Raw genomic sequence first — 21,926 nt, forward strand, 5'->3', positions numbered from 1 at the left:
AGCATCGGGAACAACAACGGCCCCAACAACGCCACCAGCAGAAAGCACAACGTACACAGTAACGGCGAGCACGCTGAACGTAAGAAGCGGAGCAGGCACCAACTATGCATCTATAGGAAGTGTGACAAAAGGCCAGAAGCTGTCTGTGGTGAGCAAAAGCGGAAGCTGGTACAAAATTAACTATAACGGCCGCACAGGCTATGTAAGCAGTGACTATGTACAGGCTTCAGCTACAGCGTCTCCAAAGCTCGTAGTCGATTCTTTTAAAACGTTAGGCAACGCTCAGCAAGTCATCTTGGTTACAGCAGATAACTACGATACGAAGTCTGCTAAAATTCAAACATTTGAAAAAGTTGATGGAAAATGGAAGCAAGTTTTAACTGCGAACGGTGTACTTGGACAAAAAGGATTCGCTTTAGCGAAAAAAGAAGGAGATATGGAGTCTCCGACAGGGAAATATACAATTGGCACAGCATTCGGACGCTATGCAAATCCTGGAACTAAGCTTCCATATCGAAAGATTACATCAAATGATGTGTGGGTAGACGATTCAAAAAGCTCTCTGTATAATACGTGGCAGCAAAAGCCAGCGAATGGCCGCTGGACGAGCGCTGAGAACATGGATATCCCGGCTTATGATTATGGGTTTGTCATTAATTATAATGAATCTAGAACCCCAGGAAAGGGAAGTGCAATCTTCTTTCATGTAGGAACAAATTATACAGCAGGATGTACGGCCACTTCTAAAGAACAAGTTGTCTCTATTTTAAAATGGTTAAATCCAGAGAAAAATCCAGTTATTATTCAATCTCCTGTAAGTGAATTAGATAAATATTAAGTTAGAAAGCAGCTGAATTCGTGTAATTCAGCTGCTTTTTTATGTAATTAAAAGCTTTGTCCGTCTGTGGTACGACAAAGTTAGTTTTCCTATTCATTGAATGAAAGCGTTTAATCTCTTACGATTAAAGTATCATCACGTAGAGAAAGGAAGAGAGCAAATGGCTCAATCTAATATAAAAGTAGCTGTACAAAAATTTGGGAACTTTCTAAGTTCAATGGTTATGCCAAATATCGGAGCATTTATTGCATGGGGACTTATTACTGCTTTATTTATTCCAACAGGCTTTTTTCCAAATGAAAGCCTTACCAAACTAGTGGATCCAATGGTCAAGTATTTGCTTCCGCTGCTAATCGGCTACACAGGAGGAAAGCTTGTACACGATCAGCGCGGAGGCGTTGTAGGTGCTATCGCGACCATGGGCGTCATTGTTGGATCTGATATTCCGATGTTTCTAGGCGCTATGATTATGGGGCCGCTGGGCGGTTATATCATCAAGAAGTTTGACCAGTTTATTGAAGGTAAAGTCAAAACAGGATTTGAGATGTTAATTAATAATTTCTCAGCAGGTATTCTTGGAGGAATTCTAGCGATTCTAGCCTTTTTAGGAGTTAGCCCAGCTGTGGACGGATTTACAGGTGCACTTGTAGTGGGTGTAGATTGGATGGTTGCACATGGCCTTCTTCCTCTTACAAGTATTTTAATTGAACCAGCTAAAATTTTATTCTTAAACAATGCCATTAATCACGGCATTTTATCTCCGATTGGAGCAGAACAAATTCGAACAAACGGACAGTCCATTCTATTGTTATTAGAAACAAATCCTGGTCCGGGATTAGGAATTCTGTTAGCGTATTGCTTCTTTGGAAAAGGAACAGCAAAACAGTCAGCACCGGGAGCGGCCATCATTCATTTTATTGGCGGAATTCACGAAATTTACTTCCCTTACGTTTTAATGCGTCCTCTTCTAATCATTGCGGCTATTTTAGGAGGAATGAGCGGAGTATTTACATTTGTTCTTTTAGGAGGAGGCTTACAAGCCGTTGCTTCACCAGGAAGTATTTTGGCTATTTTAGCTGCTACACCAGGTAATGCAGGCAGCTATGTTGCAAATATCTCAGGTGTTCTTGTTGCAGCCGTCGTATCGTTTATTGTAGGTTCGTTAATTTTAAAAACGGGCAAGCAAACAGAAGATTTGGACGAAGCAGCTCGCAAAATGCAAGAGATGAAGGGCAAGAAGAGCTCTGTAGCAGGAAGCTTTACAAAACAGCAAGGCGACGTACCAGCAAGCGTTCAAAAAATTGTTTTTGCCTGTGACGCAGGTATGGGATCGAGTGCAATGGGCGCCTCTCTTCTTCGCAAGAAAGTTAAACAAGCAGATTTAAATATTTCGGTAACAAATACAGCTATCAGTAATATTCCAAGTGATGCTCAAATCGTTATTACACAGGAAGAGCTAACGCCAAGAGCTCAAAACAAAGTTCCAGATGCGTATCATATATCGGTGGATAACTTTCTATCTAGCCCGGAATATGACAAACTAATTGATCAACTAAAAAATGATCATACTACTTCTAAGGCGGAAGAAGAAAAGAACGTATCTGCAGAAAACTATACAGATAGTAATGATGGTTTATTAAAAGAAGAAAACGTTTTCTTGAATCAGCACTTTTCTTCTAAGGAAGAAGCAATTCGATTTGCAGGAAGTGTGTTAGTAAAAGGCGGATATGTAGAAGAAAACTATGTTGAAGCGATGATTGAGCGAGACAATATGACTTCTACTTATATGGGAAATGACGTAGCGATTCCGCACGGTACCGAAGAAGCGAAAAAGAACGTTTTAAGATCAGGTTTTACAGTAATTCAAGTTCCAGAAGGCGTTGATTTTGATGGTGAGAAAGTTCGTTTGATTTTCGGAATTGCCGGAAAAGACGGCACCCATTTAGAAATTTTATCTGGTATCGCGATTACATGTTCTGATATGAACAATATTGAAAAGATGGTTCATGCCAAATCAGCTAAAGAATTAATGGCTATTATTCAAAGTAACTAACGGGATAGAAAGGCATGAAGATGCCTTTTTATCCTTTGTTTATAAATAAGAAAAGAGTTGATGTTCTTGTTTATTACTTCAAGAGAAAAATCAATCATTGAGTTAATTATTAAAACGGCAGGAAAGCATACAGCACTTACACTTGCTACTTTTTTGAATGTAAGTGTAAGAACCGTTCACCGAGATTTGAAGGCAATTGAATCAATACTTGAAAAATTTGATTTAAAGCTGATTCGTACACAAGATGAAGGACTAATGATTGAAGGTAAAAATGAACAAATTTTTCGTCTTATCCAAGAGCTGATGAAGATTAAAACGACGGATCAGTCTCCACAGGAAAGAAAATTAATTCTTTTAATTCTTCTTCTAGAAGAAGGAGATTCATTTAAATTACAAACACTGGCTAAAGACTTAGAAGTAAGTATTACTACACTAACTGCTTATCTAGATGAATTAACAGAGTGGTTAACCACATTTGACGTTTTCCTTCATCGAAAGAGAGGGGTCGGAGTAGAGGTTCAAGCTACTGAAGCCAATAAACGGAACGCATTAGCCAATTATTTTCTTGTCCACTTTAATGAAGAGTTAATTGAATGTTTGTTTCTAGTAGAAAATCATCAGCATACGGATGAAACGATTTTGCATTATTTTTATCCGAATTATTTAGCAGAAGTAGACCGAATTGTACATCAAGCGATTAATCAGCATCATTCTAAGCTGGCTGACAGCGATTATATAGGGCTCATTGTTCATATTTGCATTATGATACAGCGAACGAAAAAGCAAATGTATCTAGAAGACGACGGCGGCCAAACGGAAGAGCTGGCGAGTGAACTGTTCTTAATGAAGGATATTTGCCGCGAAATTGAACGGGTATTTTCTCTTTCTTTCACGGAAAAAGATATTCATTTCTTAGCAGTACGGCTGCGTGCAGCTAAGTTCCAAACTACTAGAGACGTATATTACGACAGCGTAGTGGTTGGGCAGATTATTAAGAATATGATTTCTCATGTTTCTGTTCAGCTTAACACCGACTTGACCGGTGATTTTTCCCTTTACCAAGGGCTGCTTGCTCATATGGAACCGGCAATTTTTCGTCTTAAGCAAAAAATGGAGCTTTTTAATCCATTAACGGAAGAGATTAAGAAAAAGTACCCTGTTTTATTTATGGCTGTGAGAAACAGTATCGATCAAGAGCTGCCGGATTTAGTTTTTCCAGATGATGAAGTGGCATATCTTGTTTTGCATTTCGGTTCAACGCTAGTGCTAAAAGAAGAAGTCATGGAAATTCAGGCACTGATTGTCTGTCCAACTGGAATCGGCACTTCGAAAATGTTAGCTAGCCGTATTCGTAAAGAGATTCCGGAGATTAATTCAGTTGTCATTAAATCGGTAAAAGAAATCAAAGAAGCGGCGCTTGAAGGGTATGACGTAGTGATTTCAACAGTAAGACTTCCTTTTTTAAATGTCGATTACATTTTAGTCAATCCACTCTTAACCGAAGAGGATATTCAGTCCGTTCAGAATTTTTTACAGAAAAACATTCAAAAGTTAACCAAAGATAAGGGCTATCGTTCGTTCCAATATAAAAATAAGACCGTCTCTACACAAAAACCGTCTTTTGAGGAAACGATGAAGCAAATTAAAGATGTGCATGGAAGTATCGAATCAATTCTTCAAAACCTTAGAATGTATCGATTTTCGGATGCAGTGAGTCATGATCAAGTGATTTCGCACGTAGTAAAAGCAGCTGAAAAAGAACGTTTAATAACCAATGCCAGCTGCGTTATTGATCAGCTTAAGGAACGAGAAAACAAAGGCGGTTTAGGTATTCCGCAAACGAGTATGGCACTGTTCCATTGCCGTGAACATCACGTGAAAGAGCTGATTTTTCAAGTTTCACATTTAGAACAGCCTTGCACAGTTAAAGGTATGGACGGAACAAACATGCAGGCGCGTAACCTTCTATTAATGCTAGCACCTGAGGAGTTAAGTGAAGTACAGCAAGAAATCTTAAGTTTAATTAGTACAAGTTTAATTGAAGATCATGAAGCAATGATGGTTTTTTCGTCTTCGAACGAAGAGATAATTCGCAAAAGGCTAGAGGATACGTTTCATGAGTACCTTCGAAATAATTTGATAAAGGAATGATTTTTGTGAAACAAGCAGTTCATTTTGGAGCAGGTAATATTGGGCGAGGATTTATTGGGGCATTATTTTCTCAAAGCAACTATCACGTTACATTCGTAGATATTGCTGAAAAGATTATTAATCAGTTAAACACAGATGAAGGGTATAACGTAATAACAGCCGCAGAGCACCCAGAGACATTAGCTGTTCAAAACGTATCTGGTTTAAATAATCTGACGCAAGAACAAGCAGTCATTAAAGCGATTAAAGAAGCAACGTACATTACGACAGCCATCGGACCGAACGTTCTGCCTCGCATTGCTCCTTTAATTGCTAAAGGTTTGGCTGAGCGTGTGAAAAAAAGCGACGAAAAGGTATATATTATTGCATGTGAAAATCAAATCTCTGCGACAGATTTATTAAAAGGCTATATTTTTGATGCGCTGGATGAAGAGACAAAAGCTCATATGGTAAATAAGGTCTTTTTCTTCAATTCAGCTGTAGATCGTATCGTACCTCTTCAACACAACCAAGGTTCGCTTGATGTTTTAGTAGAATCCTATTATGAATGGGTAGTAGAGGCACCTGAAAATATTCCTTTTGTAGAAGGAATGACGATTGTGCCTGACCTTGCTCCTTTTATTGAAAGAAAGCTATTTACAGTAAATACAGGACATGCGGTGATTGCATATTTTGGTTATTTAAAAGGAAAAGAAACGATTGATCAAACGTTAAGAGATTCAGATATTTACCAACAAGTACAGCAAACGCTACGAGAAACAGGAGACTATCTAATTAAAAGATATGACTTAGATAGAGAGGAACACGAAGCCTACATCGTAAAAATTATTGAGCGCTTTAAGAATCCTCATTTAAATGATTCAGTTAAACGGGTAGGAAGAGCGCCAATTCGCAAGCTTGGACCTCAGGATCGTTTGATTCGTCCAGCGCTAGAAGCAAAAAAAGCGGGCCTTTCTTATACCCACTTAGCGAAGGCCATCGCTGCTGCGCTTCTATTTGACCCGCAAGAAGATAAAGAGGCTATGAAGCTTCAAGCGAATATTCATGAGTATGGTATTGAGTATGTGTTAAAAGAGGTCAGTGGGTTAGAGGCAAGTAATAATTTAACAAAAGAAATCATTGCTCAATATAATGCTTTAAAATCGTAAATGACTCTAATACGTGTAAACAGTCCATTTTAAATGGGCTGTTTTTCTTTTTGTAGAAAGGGAATGTTTGTGTATAGGAGGATGATAAAATGGTAGCTATTACTCACGTTGGATTAGCTGTACCTGATGTAGAAGAAGCCGTCCAGTGGTATGGGAAAGTTTTAGGTTTTAAGCTGATTGCCGGTCCTTATACGTTTAATGCGGAGGAAGAAAAAGCTGAAAATATGACTCAAGATTTACTAGGGTCTCATATTAAAAAAATGAAAAATGCTCACATGACAGCTGATAACCAGGTAGGCATTGAACTGTTTGAATTTAATAAGCCGCAAATGCCTCTTGTATTAAAAGACAGCGATGAGCAGTATCAAAGTTATTTTCACATGTGTTTAATAGCCGATGACGTGGAAAAATTAGCGGATAAAATCGAACAATCAGGCGGTAAAAAGCGTAGCCAAGTATGGAATACAAGACCTGGAAAACCTTATTACTTAATTTATTGCGAAGATCCGTTTGGGAATATTATTGAGCTATATTCACATAGTACGGAGCTCATGTATGGGAATAAAGAAGAATAAAAGCTTATCCACATTTTTTGGATAAGCTTTTATTTTTCACAGCTGTCCGTAGCCATATACCTTTGCCAGCTCTTCGAAGGTTTTTGATGAATACGTAATAGTTACAGATGTTCCTACTGCTACTTTATCGAATAGTTCTTCCACATCCGCATTGTGCATCCGTACGCAGCCGTGGCTTACATATTTGCCAATGCTAGCTTCTGAGTTATTCCCATGAATACCGTATGTGTCGCCGGTTGTTCCGTTTGCATTAAGCCCTAGCCAGCGAGAGCCAAGAGGATTATTAGGAGCGCCTCCTGCAATGTGCCCTGTATAGTAAGGGCGATTTTTAATTTTGTTAACAATCTTGAAAAAGCCTACCGGCGTATCGCTCCATGTTTTTCCCGTAGCTACTGAATACGTCTTTTCTAACTTTCCGTTATGAAAATAAGCAAGCTGATTTGTTTTTTTATTAATAATAATTAAATCTTCACTTGCTGTGTTTTCACTTGCGTCCGCCGTGCTTGCTGTATAAGAAATACTGATAATAGCTGCGAGACACAAAGCCGCTGCTCGCAGTAGAATTTTTCTCACGTTCTAGCCATCTCCTCTATTGTTCGATTACATATTTGATGAATTACATGCTATTAGTGTATAAAAGAAAAATGGACTGAACATGAACCTTACCTGAATGAAAACTGAAAGTGCGTTTTTACATGCGAATATAAAGTGAAAATCTGGGCAGAAATACAACTAAAGGTCTGGTACATATCTCATGAAAAAGAGAAAAATGAAAATGCACCTTGTCTGTTTAATTTAGGATGTATTATCATGAAAGTTTGAAATGAAGGGCAGGAGGTGGAATAAACAGATGCTTAAAGAATTTAAAGAGTTTGCTTTGCGAGGAAATGTATTAGATTTAGCTGTCGGTGTTATTATTGGAGCTGCATTTGGAAAAATTGTCACGTCTCTTGTAAATGATATTATTATGCCGCTGATTGGTTTGTTGTTAGCAGGGATAGACTTTAAAGATTTATCCTTTACGGTTGGAGATGCTACGGTATTATATGGATCTTTTATTCAAACAATTGTTGATTTCTTAATTGTTGCATTCTCGATTTTCTTATTTATTCGTTTCTTTAATCGTTTTAAGAGAAAAGAAGAAGAGAAAGTAGAGGAAGAAGTGGCTGTTCTGTCAAAAGAAGAAGAGATCTTAACAGAAATTCGTGATCTGCTAAAAGCAGAAGCAGTGAAAGAGCGTTCATAACAGCAATTTTTACATATGTATAAAACGGCTAAGAGGCCCGTCTTTTCATAAGAAAAGCGGGCTTTTTTTGTGTGAAATTTCTCGGGAAATGTTAGTGGTATGATCATGGGAAAATTAGGCGTGAAAGCGAGAGAGATAGGAATGTTAAAATCATATTAAAAGTGTTAAGATATTGTAAATAGGAGGCTTAAGGTTATGTTTAAACATTTGTATCGTTCTTTGCCAATGCTGGTGGCGTATGGGCTGCTTAGCGTTTTTTTATACAGTGTTGTTATGCTTAATATATCAAATGACACAAAGATATTGTTTGACTGGGCCCAAATCCATACAGCTGGGTTCGTCGTATTAATAGGGGGATGCTCACTTGTCTTATGGGCGCTCACTTTCTATTTGCTAATTCGATTTAATCAGATAGAGAGAATACAAGGTTCGCAGTGGTACGCCATTTTTACGGCAATTGTGTTTTCAATTGCGGTAGCAGCCGTTTCTGCTATGGTTTTTGTTATCTATCATATTGATATACATAATCCAGGCAAAACAATAGAGTGGGTGCAAGCATACCCTGAACGCTATCTTTTTACGGTCTTTTTACTTTCGCTGTTAACACTAGCGATCATTATGCTAGTAGGGGAAGCTTATTTAGGGGCTGGAATTACCTTTGTTCTGTATTTTATTTTAGCTCTTGTAAACTATTATAAAAAAATCTTTCGAAATGAACCATTGTTCCCGAACGATTTTATTCAGGCAAGTCAGTTAAAAGAAGTTATTCCGATGATTAAAGATTCGATTTCAATTCCTATTGTCATAGGAGTTATTGGATCTATTGTCGTACTGATCGCTCTTTGGTTTTTCTTGCCGAAAATTAAAATTCGATGGTTTCTTCGAATTATTATGATTCTGCCGCTTATCTTTTTAATGAAATCATTTTTATTCTTTGAACACTCGTTTGCTCAAAAATATTATGATCAATATGCTGCGCTGATGCCTTGGAATCAGCAAAATAATTATTACTATAATGGACCTGTTATTGGCATGATTTCAAATGTTAAAACAGATGTGCTGCAAGAGCCGGATGACTACTCACAGGAAGTAATGGCCAAAGTGGCAAAACGCATTCAGTCAAAGGAAGAGAAAACACAAGAAAGCAGGACTGAAGTCAAGCCAAACGTTGTGTTTGTAATGAATGAAACGTTTTGGGACCCAACAAAGCTTAACGTGACGTTCTCTGAAGATCCAATGAAAAATACAAGGGAGCTTCAAAAGAAATATCCTTCTGGGTGGTCTTTAAGTCCTTCATTTGGCGGGGAGACAGCTAATGTAGAGTTTGAAGCATTGACGAGCTACTCTTTGTCTTTCTTTAACCCTGGAGGTCTTCCTTATCAGCATGTATTGAGTAAAAAAGAATATCCGTCTTTTGTTTCTTATTTAGAAAAACAAGGATATGCTACAACAGCTATGCATCCAAACAGCGGCATGCTTTATATGAGACAAAATGTGTATCCAAATTTGGGATTTGATCAAGTGAAGTTTATTGATCAAATGAAGCATACGCAAAAAGATAACAAAGAATTTGTTTCTGATGAAGCTGTAGTTGATGAAGTACTCGATACGCTTCGTCAGTCGAAAAAGCCTGCATTTGTGCATGCTGTAACGATTGCAAATCATCTTCCTTATTCTGCGGATAAGTATAATGGTCAGGAAACAATTAAAGTAACCGGTAAAGGGTTATCACCAGAAATGCAAAAGGAAATTGAAATTTATGCTGAAGGAATCAAACGTTCAGATGCTGCTTTAAAACGATTGAACGATGAAATTCAAAAGTTGGACGAGCCGACCATTGTAGTATTTTGGGGAGATCATTTGCCAGCACTTGGACAAAACCTTCAAGCTTACAAAGAAACGGGTTTTGGAAACGAGAAAACGCAGCAAACATCTCAAAAATTTTATGAGACGCCGCTCTTATTTTTATCTAATTATGATACAAAAATAGATAAAAATCTTGGTACGATGAGTCCTATTTATATTGCTCCGACACTTGTTCAATCTCTTGGTTACAAAAGTAATCTGTTCTACGATCAGCTGAATCAAATGAAAACAGAAGTGCCGGCTTTTCGTTCAAATATGTATATAAACTCAAAAGGAAAGCTAGTGGATGAGCCGGCAGCGCTCTCTAATAAAGCTGCAAAAGACCTTCAAGATTACCATGAAGTTGAGTTTGATACATTATCCGGGAAACAGTATGAAACGCATAGGTTGTATAAATAAAAATAAAAACTCCTTTTAAATAAAAGGAGTTTTTATTTTTTAAGTGTTTAAGGTTGTACTAAAAAATAATTCATGTATAATATTTTAAGGTTAAAAGTAAACTTTAAGTTAAGTAAAACAAAACTTGAGTTTGGAACAGCATGAACAATTATTCATGCTGTTTGCTAATTTTAAATACAGTTGAGGATCGAGAGTATGGAAATAGGAAAGAAAATTAAGAATTTACGATTAAAAAAAGGCTTAACACAAGAAGAGCTAGGAGAACGTACTGATTTAAGCAAAGGCTATATTTCGCAGCTAGAGCGCGATTTAAGTTCGCCGTCTTTAGAAACATTTTTTAGTATTTTGGAAGTGCTGGGGTGCGAACCGAAAGAATTCTTCGAAATTGATACGCATGTTCAAAAGGTTGTATATAAAGAGGAAGACTACACGAGTTATTGCGAAGATGAAAAAGGTTACCATATTCAGTGGCTTGTACATGAATCAAATGAAAAAGAAATGGAGCCAATTCGTCTTATTCTTCATGAAAAAGGTGCATTTAAGAGATTTGAACCTTCTCTTTCAGAAACGTTTGGCTACATTTTGCGCGGGTGTGTGAAGGTGAAGCTTGGAGGCAGAATATATGAGGCTAAACAAGGGGAAACCATCTATTTTCAAGCTTCTGAAGAACATCAGATTTTAAATGCTCATGACGGAATAACAGAGTTAATTATCGTGGCGACAGAGTCTTATTTATAGAACAAAAGAGGTGAAGTGAAATGACATCTACGAATACAATTATTCAATTTGAAAATGTGACCAAGCAATATGATAATGATTCAGTTGTATTGGATCATGTTAGCTTTGAAATTGAAAAAGGGAAGTTTTATACCCTTTTAGGTCCATCGGGATGTGGAAAGACAACGATTTTACGATTAATTGCAGGCTTTACGGAGGCCTCGAGCGGAACGATTTATTTTAATGGAAAAAGAATTAATGATGTCCCGGCTAACAAACGTCAGGTTAATACGGTTTTTCAAGACTACGCGCTTTTCCCGCATTTGAATGTATTTGAAAATGTAGCATTTGGTCTTCGAATCAAGAAGATGAAAAATGCTGATATTGGGATAAAAGTTAAAGAAGCCCTTCGCTTTGTTAACCTAGAAGGATATGAAAAGAGAGAAATAAAGGAAATGTCGGGCGGTCAAAGACAGCGCGTAGCCATTGCACGAGCAATTGTAAATCAGCCCGAAGTCATTCTGCTGGACGAGCCGCTTTCAGCTCTTGATCTAAAATTGCGTACGGAAATGCAATACGAGTTAAGAGAATTACAGCGCCGTCTAGGTATTACGTTCATTTTTGTTACGCACGATCAAGAAGAAGCGCTTGCGATGTCCGATGAAATCTTTGTTTTGAATAAAGGAAGAATTCAGCAGAGCGGGGAACCTACAGATATTTATGATGAGCCAATTAATCGTTTTGTTGCCGATTTTATTGGTGAATCAAATATTGTACCAGGTAAAATGATTGCTGACTTTTTAGTGGAGTTTGGCGGCCAGCAATTTGAATGTGTCGATCAAGGGTTAAACCGAAATGAGCAGGTTGAAATTGTGATTCGCCCTGAAGATTTAGCCATTACAAGCTCCGATCAAGGAAAGCTGCAGGTTCGTGTAGATTCACAGCTGTTTAGAGGAGTCCATTATGAAATTTTAGGCTATGACCATGCAGGGAATGAGTGGCTCGTCCACTCTACAAAAAAGGCAACGGTTGGCGAAGAAATTGGTTTATATTTTGAACCTGAAGCTATTCACGTTATGCGATTTAATGAAACGGAAGAAGAATTCGATAAGCGACTCGAAGGTTATGAAGAGGATTACCATGCAAACTAAATCAAGAAATATTTATTTAGTCCCGTATGTGTTATGGATTTTGCTTTTTGTAGTTGCTCCCATTGTGTTAGTTGTCTATTATTCTTTTTTCAGCATTGATAATGAGCTGACGCTTGAAAACTATAAGAAATTTTTTACCCCTGTTTATTTACAGATGACGCTGAGCTCATTTTGGTATGCCTTTTTAATTACGTTATTTTCCTTGGTTTTTTCTTATCCAACAGCTTATTTACTAACGAAGCTTAAGCATAAGCAGCTTTGGCTTCTACTGATTATTTTACCGACGTGGATTAACCTATTATTAAAAGCTTATGCTTTTTTAGGCATATTCGGCACGTACGGTACGGTTAATAAATTTACTGAATTTCTGGGATTTGGTACTCATCAAATTTTATTTACTGACTTTAGTTTTGTATTTGTATCAGTGTATATTTTTATCCCCTTTATGATTTTGCCGATCTTTAACTCTTTAGAAGAACTTAATCCCTCGCTTATCTACGCTTCACGAGACTTGGGGGCATCTTCATGGGTGACATTTAAGCGCGTGGTATTTCCGCTAACGCTAGAAGGGGTTAAATCAGGTTGTCAGGCTGTTTTTATTCCAGCACTGTCACTCTTTATGATTACGCGTTTAATTGCTGGAAACCGCGTCATTACACTGGGAACGGCGATTGAACAACATTTTTTAGTGACGCAGGATTGGGGCATGGGAGCCACAATTGCTGTCTTTTTAATTATTGCGATGGCCGTTATGATGCTCATAACAGGCACTGGAAAGAGAGGTGTGTAAAATGAAGAGAAAGTGGAAGTTCAGCCACCTTTATTTATTTTTTGTCTTTTTCATTTTATACGCGCCCATTTTTTATTTAATGTATTACTCTTTTAACAGCGGAGGAAACATGCGAGAGTTTGAAGGGTTTACGTTAGATTGGTACAAAGAAGTGTTTCAAGACACACGTTTGCTCATTATTGTCTTGAATACCTTAATTATTGCTCTATTGTCTTCCGTTATTTCAACGATTATTGGCGTGATAGGAGCACTTGCTATCGTATACGTGAAGCGCAGACGTGTTCAAAATACACTGTTAACATTTAATAATGTGTTAATTGTGAGTCCAGATGTTATTATTGGCGCATCTTTTTTAATTCTATTTACCATTATCGGTGTAAAGCTCGGGTTTATATCGGTATTATTAGCGCATATTGCATTCAGTGTACCGATTGTGGTCATCATGGTTCTGCCTAAGCTGCAGGAAATGAGTCCGACACTGCTCGATGCAGCCCGTGATTTGGGAGCAAGTCGCTTTGAAGTACTTTCGAAAGTGGTATTGCCATTTATTCGTCCGGGTATCTTTGCAGGCTTTTTTATGGCTTTAACTTACTCTTTGGATGACTTTGCGGTTACGTTCTTTGTGACCGGGAATGGTTTTTCCACGCTTTCAGTAGAAATTTACTCGTTAGCAAGAAGAGGGGTCTCGCTGAAAATCAATGCTCTTTCTACTCTTATTTTCATGTTTACCGTGCTGATTGTAATTGGTTATTACTTTATCAGTCAGCGATATGGCAATAAAGCGAAAGGGGTGGCGACTGGAAAATGAAGCAATTAGCAAAGCAGTTTATCTTCATCGTCATCCTTTCTTTCGTTCTTATGTATGTGGTTCATCATTTGAACAATGCCGAAGGATACTCTGGAGGAGATACGCTGACCGTCTATAATTGGGGAGATTATATTGATCCTGATTTAGTGAATCAGTTTGAAAAAGAAACCGGAATTAAAGTCATTTATCAGACCTTTGATTCGAATGAAGCAATGATGACAAAAATTGAACAAGGCGGTACGACATTTGATATTGCTGTTCCTTCTGAATACGCGATTAGCAAGATGCGTGAAGAAAATTTACTATTGCCAATTGATCATTCGAAGCTGCCTAATTTAAAATACATTAATCCGCGTTTTTTAGACCTATCTTTTGATCCTGGCAATAAGTACTCTATTCCTTATTTTTGGGGAACTGTGGGTATTGTTTATAACTCTGATATGATTCATGGTAAGAAGATAAAGAGTTGGAATGATTTATGGGATCCTAAGCTAAAAAATCAAATTTTACTTGCAGATGGTGCTAGAGAAGTGATGGGAATGGGGCTAAACAGCTTAAATTATTCATTAAATGATACGAATAAAGCTCATCTTCAAGAAGCAAAAAGAAAGCTTGATACATTAACACCAAACGTAAAAGCCATTGTAGGAGACGAGATTAAGATGCTCCTAGCAAATGAAGAAGCGGCAGTTGGCGTTGTTTGGTCAGGTGATGCTTCTGAAATTATGAGTGAAAACGATAAGCTGAATTACGTTGTTCCAGAAGAAGGTTCGAATTTATGGTTCGATAACATGGTTATTCCAAAAACGGCTAAAAACGTAGAAGGTGCACATAAATTCATGAATTTTATGCTAGATCCTAAACACGCTTCTCAAAATGCAGAATATGTAGGGTATTCTACGCCTAATAAAAAAGCGTTAGATTATTTGCCGAAAGAAGTAGCGAAAGATGAACGTTTTTATCCGGATGAAGAACTAACCAATAAGCTTGAAGTATATAATAACTTAGGCAAACGAATGCTTGCTTATTACAATGAATTATTTTTAGAATTCAAAATGCACCGTAAATAAAAGGTACTTAGTTAGGCCTTTATACTCAAGTTCTTTATTGTTTTTGTAAATTCAGTTGCGTGATAGCAAGAGGAAAGATAAAATACAAACGAGTAAAGCTAATAACATTTATTTTATGTTATTAGCTTTTTTATTTGTAAAACGGGAAAGATAAGAAAAAATTGAATGTTCTATTATTCATCTAGAATGTATATTTCACATTATATAGGAGAGAAAAAGTGAAGCAAAAACAAAAGCAGCATATTCAATCCATTTATTTTTTACGATTATTCGCTATGATGATGGTTGTGCTCGTACATGTAACAGCAGCGTATGCAACGGTACTGCCATTTGCAAGTGAAGCTTATCAGAAATATCATTTCCTTAACCGAATTGTTCGAATTGAAGCAGGGATCTTCATTGTGATCACAGGTTTAGTTTTCTTTTATAGTTACATTAACAAGCCGTTAACAAAGACTTTATGGAAAACGTATTATGCTCGAAGAGTGACATATATTTTAGTTCCCTATGTTATTTGGGCACTTATTTATGAATTTTATTCGTACTATGTGGGAGCAACAGAATTAAATGCAGCTGATATTGTGAAACGTATTTTACGCGGAGAGTCCTACTATCAGCTTCATTTTATCTTTTTAATTGTACAAGTGTATCTCGTGCTGCCGATTTTTGTATGGCTAGCACAAAAAGTAACCATTTTTAAAAAATACATGTGGCTGTTTGGTATTATCATTCAGCTTGGTTATTTAATGCTTAACAATACGTATCATATCACTTCATTTAATTTATTTTTAAATACAATGGCTACGTTTTTACTCGGCGGTTGGATTGGTATTTATTATCGCGAACAAGTGGATAAAAAGTACAGTCGTTCAAATATTGTATTATTTCTGGTGACGCTCGGATCGGGAATAGCTATTTCACTGTTAAATTATCACTTATACACAATGAAGACAATTCACATTTCAGGCTTTACGTATGAGGCTGTTAATACGCTTTATTTGGTCGTGGGAAGTTATTTCTTCTTCCGAATTGCAGAGATATTAGCTGAAAAGCTTTCTGTGAAGTCCGTGACGGTCGTTAAAAATATTGCCATGTACTCGTTTGGATTTTACTTGATTCATCCAATGGTTTTAAACTTTGTGGCAAAAGCAGTACCAATACAAGGCAACTATATGTTTCACGTGGAAATCTTGGCACGTTATATTTTGACATTAGCGGGCTGTTACCTCATTATTTGGGGATGTCATCGTCTTTTACCGTTTGCTAGCTTTTTGTTTGGTAAACTGCCAAAAGAAGCGGTGTTCATTTACCGACGTCCTGATCATAAATAGCGTTTAGTTAAAAGTTATGCCTGCTTGCAGGCATAACTTTTTTTATAAAGTATAAGAGATGATAACGCGCTAGTTTTAAAATATTTTTAAAAGTGACATGCTAAGATAATGATTATTTAGGTAATCACAAAAGGGGGAATTTGATATGCGTGTACTTGTGGTAGAAGATGATGCTTCATTATTACACGGTATCGTAGAAGGCTTAAAAGAAGAAGGATATGAAGTTGATTGTGCGTCTGATGGAGATGAAGGTTTGTTTTTAGCGGAGCAGAATATTTATGATGCCTTAATTTTAGATATTATGCTGCCGGGTATGACAGGGCTTGACATACTAAAAAAACTAAGAAAACAAAAGGTGTTGACCAAAGTTATTTTTCTTACTGCAAAAGATAGTGTAGAAGATCGAGTGAAAGGACTCGATTATGGAGCCGATGATTATTTGGTTAAGCCTTTTGCCATGGCTGAACTTTTTGCGAGGTTAAGGGTAATGCTTAGGGACTTGCAGGCAGAAGAAGGTATGATTTCATATGGTCCCATTTCTATACGAGAAGCCAATCATGAAGTAGTGATTAATGGAAGTGTCCTCACGTTAACGATTAAAGAATTTCAGCTTTTGGAATATTTTATTCGAAATAAAGAACAAATCCTTATTCGAGATCAAATTTTTAATCGGGTATGGGGTTTTACATCCGATGTAGGAGTGGGCGTAGTTGATGTTTATGTTCACCATTTAAGAAAGAAGCTTCAGCCTTTTAATTGTGACAATTATGTACGTACAGTCAGAGGCGTAGGCTTTATGTTAAAAGGGGAAGAGCATGTTTAAAAAGACGAGAATCAGGCTTGTGTTATTTAACACAATGGTGCTGATGGTTATCTTGAGCATTTTTAGTGTGGTTTTATATTTTTACATGCAGCATCTTATTTTTTTAAACCCGGACAATCGGCTAAGTGAGATGAGCGAGCAGGTTAAAAAAAGAAATTTACATGAAATTCAGGAAAACAATGAGAGAGAAACAGAACGTCGCGTTGCGTTTTTACTTTGGAGCAGTGATAAAAAATTAATCAAAATTACACCTAAAAAAGGGTTATATACAAACGATATTGACGACTTTAAGCCTGCGCTCTCAGAAGGGAAAATCAAAACGTCGCAAGAGGTAAACGGTCATGCTTATCGAGTGATGAATGTGAAAAATGAAGGATATATAAAAGATCAAGACGTTTCAACAATTCAACTTGTCTTAAACGTAGATCCAGAAACTCAAACCTTAGAGCACCTTGCTTTTCTTCTTGTCATTTCAGCTTTTATTGGACTGCTTCTTTCCCTTGTAGCTGGCTTGTTTTTAGCCAATCGAGCGCTTGTACCTATTCAAAAATCTTGGAACAAACAAGTCGAATTTATTGCAGATGCTTCCCATGAGTTAAGGACGCCTCTTTCCGTGATGCAAACGCATCTCGAGCTATTGTTTAGACGACCAAATCATACGATTGAGCAAGAAAGCGAAAACATTTATCAAAGCTTAAACGAAGTAAAGCGGATGACGAAGCTGGTGGGCAACTTACTAACACTCGCTAGATCTGATTCAAGTGCACAGCTGCTAAACAAAACGGTCTTTAATATGGGTGAGCTAGTTGATAAAGTAGCTAATCAGTTTGAGCCTATATTTGAACTAAAGGAGCTGCATTTCACAAGGGAAATTGAATCGTTAATGTTCGGAGGAGATCAAGAACGACTTCATCAGCTATGTATGATTTTGTTAGACAACGCTTTTAAGTACACCCTACCTGGAGAAAGCATTCATATTAGTCTAAAGAAACATCATCACTCTATGACGCTAATTGTCAAAGACACAGGCATTGGAATTGAAGCGAAAGATCTTCCGTATGTGTTTGATCGCTTTTATCGAAGTGATAAGAGTCGGGCGCGTGCCGAAGGAGGATCAGGTTTAGGGCTCGCGATTGCCAAATGGATTGTACAAGCTCATGACGGAGAAATTAAGGTTTTTAGTCAAAAAAACGTGGGTACGGAATTTTATGTGAAAATTCCGCTATGAAAAAAGCTGCCTGTCATTAGGCAGCTTTTTTTGTCACTTTTTTGTTTGCAGTCTTCCATGCTTTCCATGCATTAGCAAGTAACAGGCCGATTAATAAATAGGCAAGGCCGCCAAAAACTAAGTAATCTACGGCGCTAATCGCCCCTGCAAGCATCCCAAATTTTATTTGGTCTTTATACTTCGCAGGAGAAGTTGGCGGATCCGTCACCATAAAGAAGGCTAAAAATAAAGCGGAATTAACAAAAGGAGCTCGTAAAGCATCCGCTACATCACCTACTCCTATTAATGACATAATCGTAAAAATAGCAAAATACACGCCTAAAAACGCAAATACTTGAGGGAATTTATGTACTTTGCTCGTCACAAGGTACCCTGTCACAAACACGAATACAATGAGCCAGACGGGTAGTAAAGATAAGCTTCCCCACCAGCTTTGGCCGCTTGAAAAGACAATAAGTGAAAAGAGAAGACCAAAAGCGGCAGGGTTAAAAATAGGCTTCTTTTTTACTTTTACTAAGTGCTTCGATAAAATAGCAACAGCTACAGTGCAAAATGTGACCCAAGCAGGTGTAGAGGTACTGAGCACTAAGGCAATAATTAATCCAGTAATAATTCCGCCGTCAGGAAGCTGAATTTTCTTTTTATAAGCAAAAGAAAATCCTAAATCTAAGGCGGCCGCCGAGCATACGGCGAGTAGTAGGTGTCCTAATCCTTGAAAGGCAGAAGAGTTGAATTCACCTAATAAGGTTAAAAGCAGCAGCATAGCCATCACGTATCTTTTAGGTGTTTTAACTAGCTGCCCCCACCGACTTATTTCTTTTGGTTTGTTTTCATCTACAATAATATAACCTTTGGGTGTACTAATATATTTAACACCGCTTCTTCGTTCAGAACGTGTGGTCATCATTCATTAATTCCTCCATATCTGATGTGAAAAAAGGAGTGAAACTAGAATCGAAGAGTACGCCGCGTACGTCGGCATCATTCAATAAATTTACTCCTTTTTCCGCTCCTAAAATAAAAGCTGATGTAGATAATGCATCGGCCAGCATGGCAGAAGGAGCAATAGCTGTACAACTCATTAGACTGCTTCTAGTAGATGGAGATAAGGGATTAACCAAATGATGCATGAATGGTTGCGTCTTATTTTTTCTAGCATAATTTCCTGATGTGCAGACAGCCGTATCTGTTACACGCAAGGTCAGTAATGACTGCGTTTGAATCTGAGGGTGCTGAATCCCGACTTTCCACAAATCTCCGTGTTGATTGAGTCCTTTAACTAGGATGTCTCCTCCGGCATTAATCATAAAATGCTGATAAGGAAGGGAGTGGGCAGCCAAATCAATAGCTAATCCTTTGGCGACCGCTCCAAGATCTATAATCATCGGTTTTTGTAAGAGAACCGTTTTTTTATGTGTATTCAATACGATGTCTTTATAACTTCCAGAATCGACTGCTTCGTTCACTTGTACGGACTTTCCATCTAAATAATGTTCGTTAAAACCACGTTTTTCTAATTGTTTTCCTACCGTTGGGTCAAAGATTCCATGCGTTTCATCTGCTACTAAGATAGCGAAATGAAGGGCTTCAAATAATAGGGGGCTAACAGCAACAGGTTCTTTGATATGTCTAATTAGCTTCATAACTTCGCTTTTGGCATCAAATCGACTGCATGTCGTTTCGACGGTCTTAAAAATAGTAAATGCCTTTGAGATATGGTGAAGGACATTTGCTTCCTCCGATTGGGGAGCAATTACTTGAATGGACACGGTTGTTCCCATACATAAGACAGAGCGGCTATACGTTTTTATGGACATCATTCGTTTCTCCTTTATGCATTCATTGCTTGCTGAAGGGCGTCATCCACGGCATTTTGAAAATCTTCTGTGCTAAGCGTTGCTCCGCTCACGACGTCGACATCTGAGCTTTGTCTTTGTACGACTTGAGACGGAAGATCCTCAATGTAACTCTCAGAATAGTGAGTATCCGCTTCTGTAATTTCAACTGTATCAATTCGGTCGTTTTTAATGGTCACAGATACGTAAACAGTTCCGATACGGTTGCTTCCTTGACCAGAATACGTTCCATCTTTGTATTTTGTTTTAGGAGCAGAACTTTCGGTACTCGCTGATGAAGGGTGCTTATTAGAAGAAGCGATATCTTCTCCCCAGTTATCATTAACAATCGTTTGATTGTCTGTCTGATCTCTCGTTTTTTTCTGATGATGAGCCGGTGTGACTTGAACAGCTTGCGCGTCAGATAGAGTGTTTATATAACCAGTTGCATAAATACTTCCAATGGCTACGCTGCATGCAGCAATCATCGTTTTTCCCATTTTACTCATATTTGTTGAACCTCCTGATTTATACCAGAACTATAGCTTCAATTATTGATGGTGATCTTTAGCATAAATAAACTTTATAAATAAACTTTTAAAAAAGATTTAAAATCAAAAAAGTTTTTTCAAAAATAAATGATTCAAGTGAAAAGGTCATTTTAAATAATGAAAGGAGAAGCTGGAATTTCTTTCACAAGCCTAGCTATTTTGACATACGTAATAATAGTTAATATTTCTGTTTACTATCTAAACGTGCATGATAAAATAGAAAAGATGAATATGTGTTAGGAGGAACATCAGTGAAAATTAAGCTTGGCCTTTTATACGGAGGAAAATCCGCTGAACATAAAGTATCTTTACAAACAGCTCTAGCAGTTTCAAAAGCAATTAATCACGATAAATATGAAGTGCATCCAATTTACATTACAGAAACAGGAAAATGGATTCGCGGCACACAGCTGACTGGTCCGCTTGAAACAGTTGCTCAATTAGAAATTCAAGATAACGGAACAGCTATTTCACCAGTTTCATTGAATACAGAAATGTTTGCATTAACAGATTCAAAAACAGATGATCAACTAGATGTTATTTTCCCACTTCTTCATGGTCCAAATGGAGAAGATGGTACGGTACAAGGATTATTAGAATTATTGAATATTCCTTATGTTGGAAACGGCGTATTAGCTTCAGCAGCTGGTATGGATAAAGTTGTAATGAAGCAGCTGTTTGCACAGGCAGGTCTGCCTCAAGTGGAGTACGTATCATTTATCCGCCGCGAGTGGGAAGCAGATCGAACGGCTGCGTATGAAAAAGTAGAAACACTTGGATACCCTTGCTTTGTTAAACCAGCAAACTTAGGTTCAAGTGTTGGGATTAGCAAATGTGATAACCGCGAAGAGTTAGAAGCGGCATTTGTTGAAGCCTTCTTATTTGATCGAAAAATCATTGTAGAAGCAGCAGCAGTTGGTCGTGAAGTTGAAATTGGTGTGTTAGGGAATGATGAAGCAGCTTGTTCAGTAGTTGGAGAAATCTTACCTAAAAAAGCGTTTTACGATTACAAAGCAAAATATGAAGACGGCGATACAGGTCTTATTATTCCAGCTGAAATTACAGAAGAACAGCATCAAGAAATGTCAGCACTAGCAATCAAAGCATTTAAAGCAATTGATGGATCTGGCCTTGTACGTGCAGATTTCTTCTTAACATCAGAAGGTAAATTCATTATTAATGAAGTGAATACGATGCCTGGTTTTACACCTTTCAGTATGTTCCCGTTATTGTGGAAACACGCAGGTGTTGAATATCCAGATTTAATTGAAAAACTTGTATCACTAGCAATTGAACGTCATACTGAAAAGCAGCAAATTAAACACACAATGTAACTCACACAACAC

At 37.5% G+C, this 21,926-nt stretch carries 20 protein-coding genes; 16 read left to right on the forward strand and 4 right to left on the reverse strand.

Annotated features, from left to right (window positions below; translation table 11 throughout):
• From AC1VNJ_RS25485 to AC1VNJ_RS25505, 5 genes are all read left to right on the forward strand, one after another.
• Positions 1-838: SH3 domain-containing protein (locus tag AC1VNJ_RS25485; protein WP_482641525.1), on the forward strand; the 838-nt coding region annotated here is incomplete at its 5' end.
• A 160-nt stretch (positions 839-998) separates the two neighbouring features.
• Positions 999-2,891, forward strand: coding sequence for a PTS mannitol transporter subunit IICBA (locus AC1VNJ_RS25490; RefSeq protein ID WP_049162667.1), 1,893 nt, complete (start codon positions 999-1,001; stop codon positions 2,889-2,891).
• A 60-nt stretch (positions 2,892-2,951) separates the two neighbouring features.
• Entirely contained in the window at positions 2,952-5,042 is a 2,091-nt protein-coding gene (locus tag AC1VNJ_RS25495; protein WP_033580794.1) for a BglG family transcription antiterminator, read from the forward strand.
• Positions 5,043-5,047: 5 nt separating this feature from the next.
• Entirely contained in the window at positions 5,048-6,190 is a 1,143-nt protein-coding gene (locus AC1VNJ_RS25500; RefSeq protein WP_049162670.1) for a mannitol-1-phosphate 5-dehydrogenase, read from the forward strand.
• Positions 6,191-6,279: 89 nt separating this feature from the next.
• A complete protein-coding gene (locus AC1VNJ_RS25505; protein ID WP_028411900.1) occupies positions 6,280-6,765 on the forward strand; it encodes a VOC family protein in 486 nt (161 codons plus the stop codon).
• Positions 6,766-6,801: 36 nt separating this feature from the next.
• Here the strand turns inward: AC1VNJ_RS25505 and AC1VNJ_RS25510 are convergent, their stop codons facing one another.
• The gene (locus AC1VNJ_RS25510; protein ID WP_033580795.1) at positions 6,802-7,338 is read right to left on the reverse strand and encodes a L,D-transpeptidase; all 537 of its coding nucleotides are present in this window, start codon (positions 7,336-7,338) and stop codon (positions 6,802-6,804) included.
• A 277-nt stretch (positions 7,339-7,615) separates the two neighbouring features.
• Between AC1VNJ_RS25510 and mscL the strand changes: the two genes are divergently transcribed.
• The 10 genes from mscL (at position 7,616) to AC1VNJ_RS25560 (ending at position 18,194) form a co-directional block, all read left to right on the forward strand.
• Positions 7,616-8,011, forward strand: a complete 396-nt coding sequence (gene mscL / locus AC1VNJ_RS25515; RefSeq protein ID WP_028411898.1) for a large conductance mechanosensitive channel protein MscL — start codon at positions 7,616-7,618, stop codon at positions 8,009-8,011.
• 195 nt (positions 8,012-8,206) lie between these two features.
• On the forward strand, positions 8,207-10,276 hold the full coding sequence (locus AC1VNJ_RS25520; RefSeq protein WP_033580796.1) for an LTA synthase family protein: 2,070 nt from the start codon (positions 8,207-8,209) through the stop codon (positions 10,274-10,276).
• Between the two features lie 195 nt (positions 10,277-10,471).
• Entirely contained in the window at positions 10,472-11,014 is a 543-nt protein-coding gene (locus AC1VNJ_RS25525; RefSeq protein ID WP_028411896.1) for a helix-turn-helix domain-containing protein, read from the forward strand.
• A gap of 20 nt (positions 11,015-11,034) precedes the next feature.
• Positions 11,035-12,144 carry an ABC transporter ATP-binding protein gene (locus AC1VNJ_RS25530; RefSeq protein WP_028411895.1) on the forward strand — a complete coding sequence of 370 codons (1,110 nt, stop codon included), beginning with the start codon at positions 11,035-11,037 and terminating at the stop codon, positions 12,142-12,144.
• Positions 12,134-12,934, forward strand: a complete 801-nt coding sequence (locus AC1VNJ_RS25535) for an ABC transporter permease (protein ID WP_028411894.1) — start codon at positions 12,134-12,136, stop codon at positions 12,932-12,934. The genes AC1VNJ_RS25530 and AC1VNJ_RS25535 overlap by 11 nt, the downstream gene beginning before the upstream one ends.
• A 1-nt stretch (position 12,935) precedes the next feature.
• Positions 12,936-13,742 (forward strand): ABC transporter permease, encoded by an 807-nt coding sequence (locus AC1VNJ_RS25540; protein ID WP_328158180.1) that lies wholly within the window; start codon positions 12,936-12,938, stop codon positions 13,740-13,742.
• Positions 13,739-14,812, forward strand: coding sequence for an ABC transporter substrate-binding protein (locus tag AC1VNJ_RS25545; RefSeq protein ID WP_482641526.1), 1,074 nt, complete (start codon positions 13,739-13,741; stop codon positions 14,810-14,812). Before AC1VNJ_RS25540 ends, AC1VNJ_RS25545 begins: the two co-directional genes overlap by 4 nt.
• A gap of 218 nt (positions 14,813-15,030) precedes the next feature.
• A complete protein-coding gene (locus AC1VNJ_RS25550; RefSeq protein WP_154992511.1) occupies positions 15,031-16,143 on the forward strand; it encodes an acyltransferase in 1,113 nt (370 codons plus the stop codon).
• Positions 16,144-16,288: 145 nt separating this feature from the next.
• Entirely contained in the window at positions 16,289-16,966 is a 678-nt protein-coding gene (locus AC1VNJ_RS25555; protein ID WP_028411890.1) for a response regulator transcription factor, read from the forward strand.
• Positions 16,959-18,194 (forward strand): sensor histidine kinase, encoded by a 1,236-nt coding sequence (locus tag AC1VNJ_RS25560; protein WP_482641527.1) that lies wholly within the window; start codon positions 16,959-16,961, stop codon positions 18,192-18,194. The genes AC1VNJ_RS25555 and AC1VNJ_RS25560 overlap by 8 nt, the downstream gene beginning before the upstream one ends.
• Before the next feature lie 16 nt (positions 18,195-18,210).
• Here AC1VNJ_RS25560 and AC1VNJ_RS25565 read toward each other — a convergent pair whose 3' ends face one another.
• Genes AC1VNJ_RS25565 through AC1VNJ_RS25575 form a run of 3 tightly spaced genes read right to left on the reverse strand, consistent with a single transcriptional unit; the run spans position 18,211 to position 20,538 of the window.
• Entirely contained in the window at positions 18,211-19,101 is an 891-nt protein-coding gene (locus tag AC1VNJ_RS25565) for an RnfABCDGE type electron transport complex subunit D (protein ID WP_482641528.1), read from the reverse strand.
• Positions 19,082-20,011 carry an FAD:protein FMN transferase gene (locus AC1VNJ_RS25570; protein ID WP_251440924.1) on the reverse strand — a complete coding sequence of 310 codons (930 nt, stop codon included), beginning with the start codon at positions 20,009-20,011 and terminating at the stop codon, positions 19,082-19,084. Before AC1VNJ_RS25570 ends, AC1VNJ_RS25565 begins: the two co-directional genes overlap by 20 nt.
• A gap of 14 nt (positions 20,012-20,025) precedes the next feature.
• A complete protein-coding gene (locus tag AC1VNJ_RS25575) occupies positions 20,026-20,538 on the reverse strand; it encodes an FMN-binding protein (RefSeq protein WP_033580799.1) in 513 nt (170 codons plus the stop codon).
• 293 nt (positions 20,539-20,831) lie between these two features.
• On the opposite strand from AC1VNJ_RS25575, the gene AC1VNJ_RS25580 reads away from it, so the two are divergent.
• On the forward strand, positions 20,832-21,914 hold the full coding sequence (locus AC1VNJ_RS25580) for a D-alanine--D-alanine ligase (protein WP_013054995.1): 1,083 nt from the start codon (positions 20,832-20,834) through the stop codon (positions 21,912-21,914).
• The last annotated feature ends 12 nt before the right edge of the window (positions 21,915-21,926 follow it).

It is taken from the genome of Priestia sp. 3CA3 (assembly GCF_056836725.1).

Coding starts and splice junctions, on each gene's coding strand:
- AC1VNJ_RS25490 (WP_049162667.1), top strand. CDS start 999: ATGGCTCAATCTAATATAAAAGTAGCTGTACAAAAATTTGGGAACTTT.
- AC1VNJ_RS25495 (WP_033580794.1), top strand. CDS start 2,952: ATGTTCTTGTTTATTACTTCAAGAGAAAAATCAATCATTGAGTTAATT.
- AC1VNJ_RS25505 (WP_028411900.1), top strand. CDS start 6,280: ATGGTAGCTATTACTCACGTTGGATTAGCTGTACCTGATGTAGAAGAA.
- mscL (WP_028411898.1), top strand. CDS start 7,616: ATGCTTAAAGAATTTAAAGAGTTTGCTTTGCGAGGAAATGTATTAGAT.
- AC1VNJ_RS25520 (WP_033580796.1), top strand. CDS start 8,207: ATGTTTAAACATTTGTATCGTTCTTTGCCAATGCTGGTGGCGTATGGG.
- AC1VNJ_RS25525 (WP_028411896.1), top strand. CDS start 10,472: ATGGAAATAGGAAAGAAAATTAAGAATTTACGATTAAAAAAAGGCTTA.
- AC1VNJ_RS25530 (WP_028411895.1), top strand. CDS start 11,035: ATGACATCTACGAATACAATTATTCAATTTGAAAATGTGACCAAGCAA.
- AC1VNJ_RS25535 (WP_028411894.1), top strand. CDS start 12,134: ATGCAAACTAAATCAAGAAATATTTATTTAGTCCCGTATGTGTTATGG.
- AC1VNJ_RS25540 (WP_328158180.1), top strand. CDS start 12,936: ATGAAGAGAAAGTGGAAGTTCAGCCACCTTTATTTATTTTTTGTCTTT.
- AC1VNJ_RS25545 (WP_482641526.1), top strand. CDS start 13,739: ATGAAGCAATTAGCAAAGCAGTTTATCTTCATCGTCATCCTTTCTTTC.
- AC1VNJ_RS25555 (WP_028411890.1), top strand. CDS start 16,289: ATGCGTGTACTTGTGGTAGAAGATGATGCTTCATTATTACACGGTATC.
- AC1VNJ_RS25560 (WP_482641527.1), top strand. CDS start 16,959: ATGTTTAAAAAGACGAGAATCAGGCTTGTGTTATTTAACACAATGGTG.
- AC1VNJ_RS25565 (WP_482641528.1), bottom strand. CDS start 19,101: ATGATGACCACACGTTCTGAACGAAGAAGCGGTGTTAAATATATTAGT.
- AC1VNJ_RS25570 (WP_251440924.1), bottom strand. CDS start 20,011: ATGTCCATAAAAACGTATAGCCGCTCTGTCTTATGTATGGGAACAACC.
- AC1VNJ_RS25575 (WP_033580799.1), bottom strand. CDS start 20,538: ATGAGTAAAATGGGAAAAACGATGATTGCTGCATGCAGCGTAGCCATT.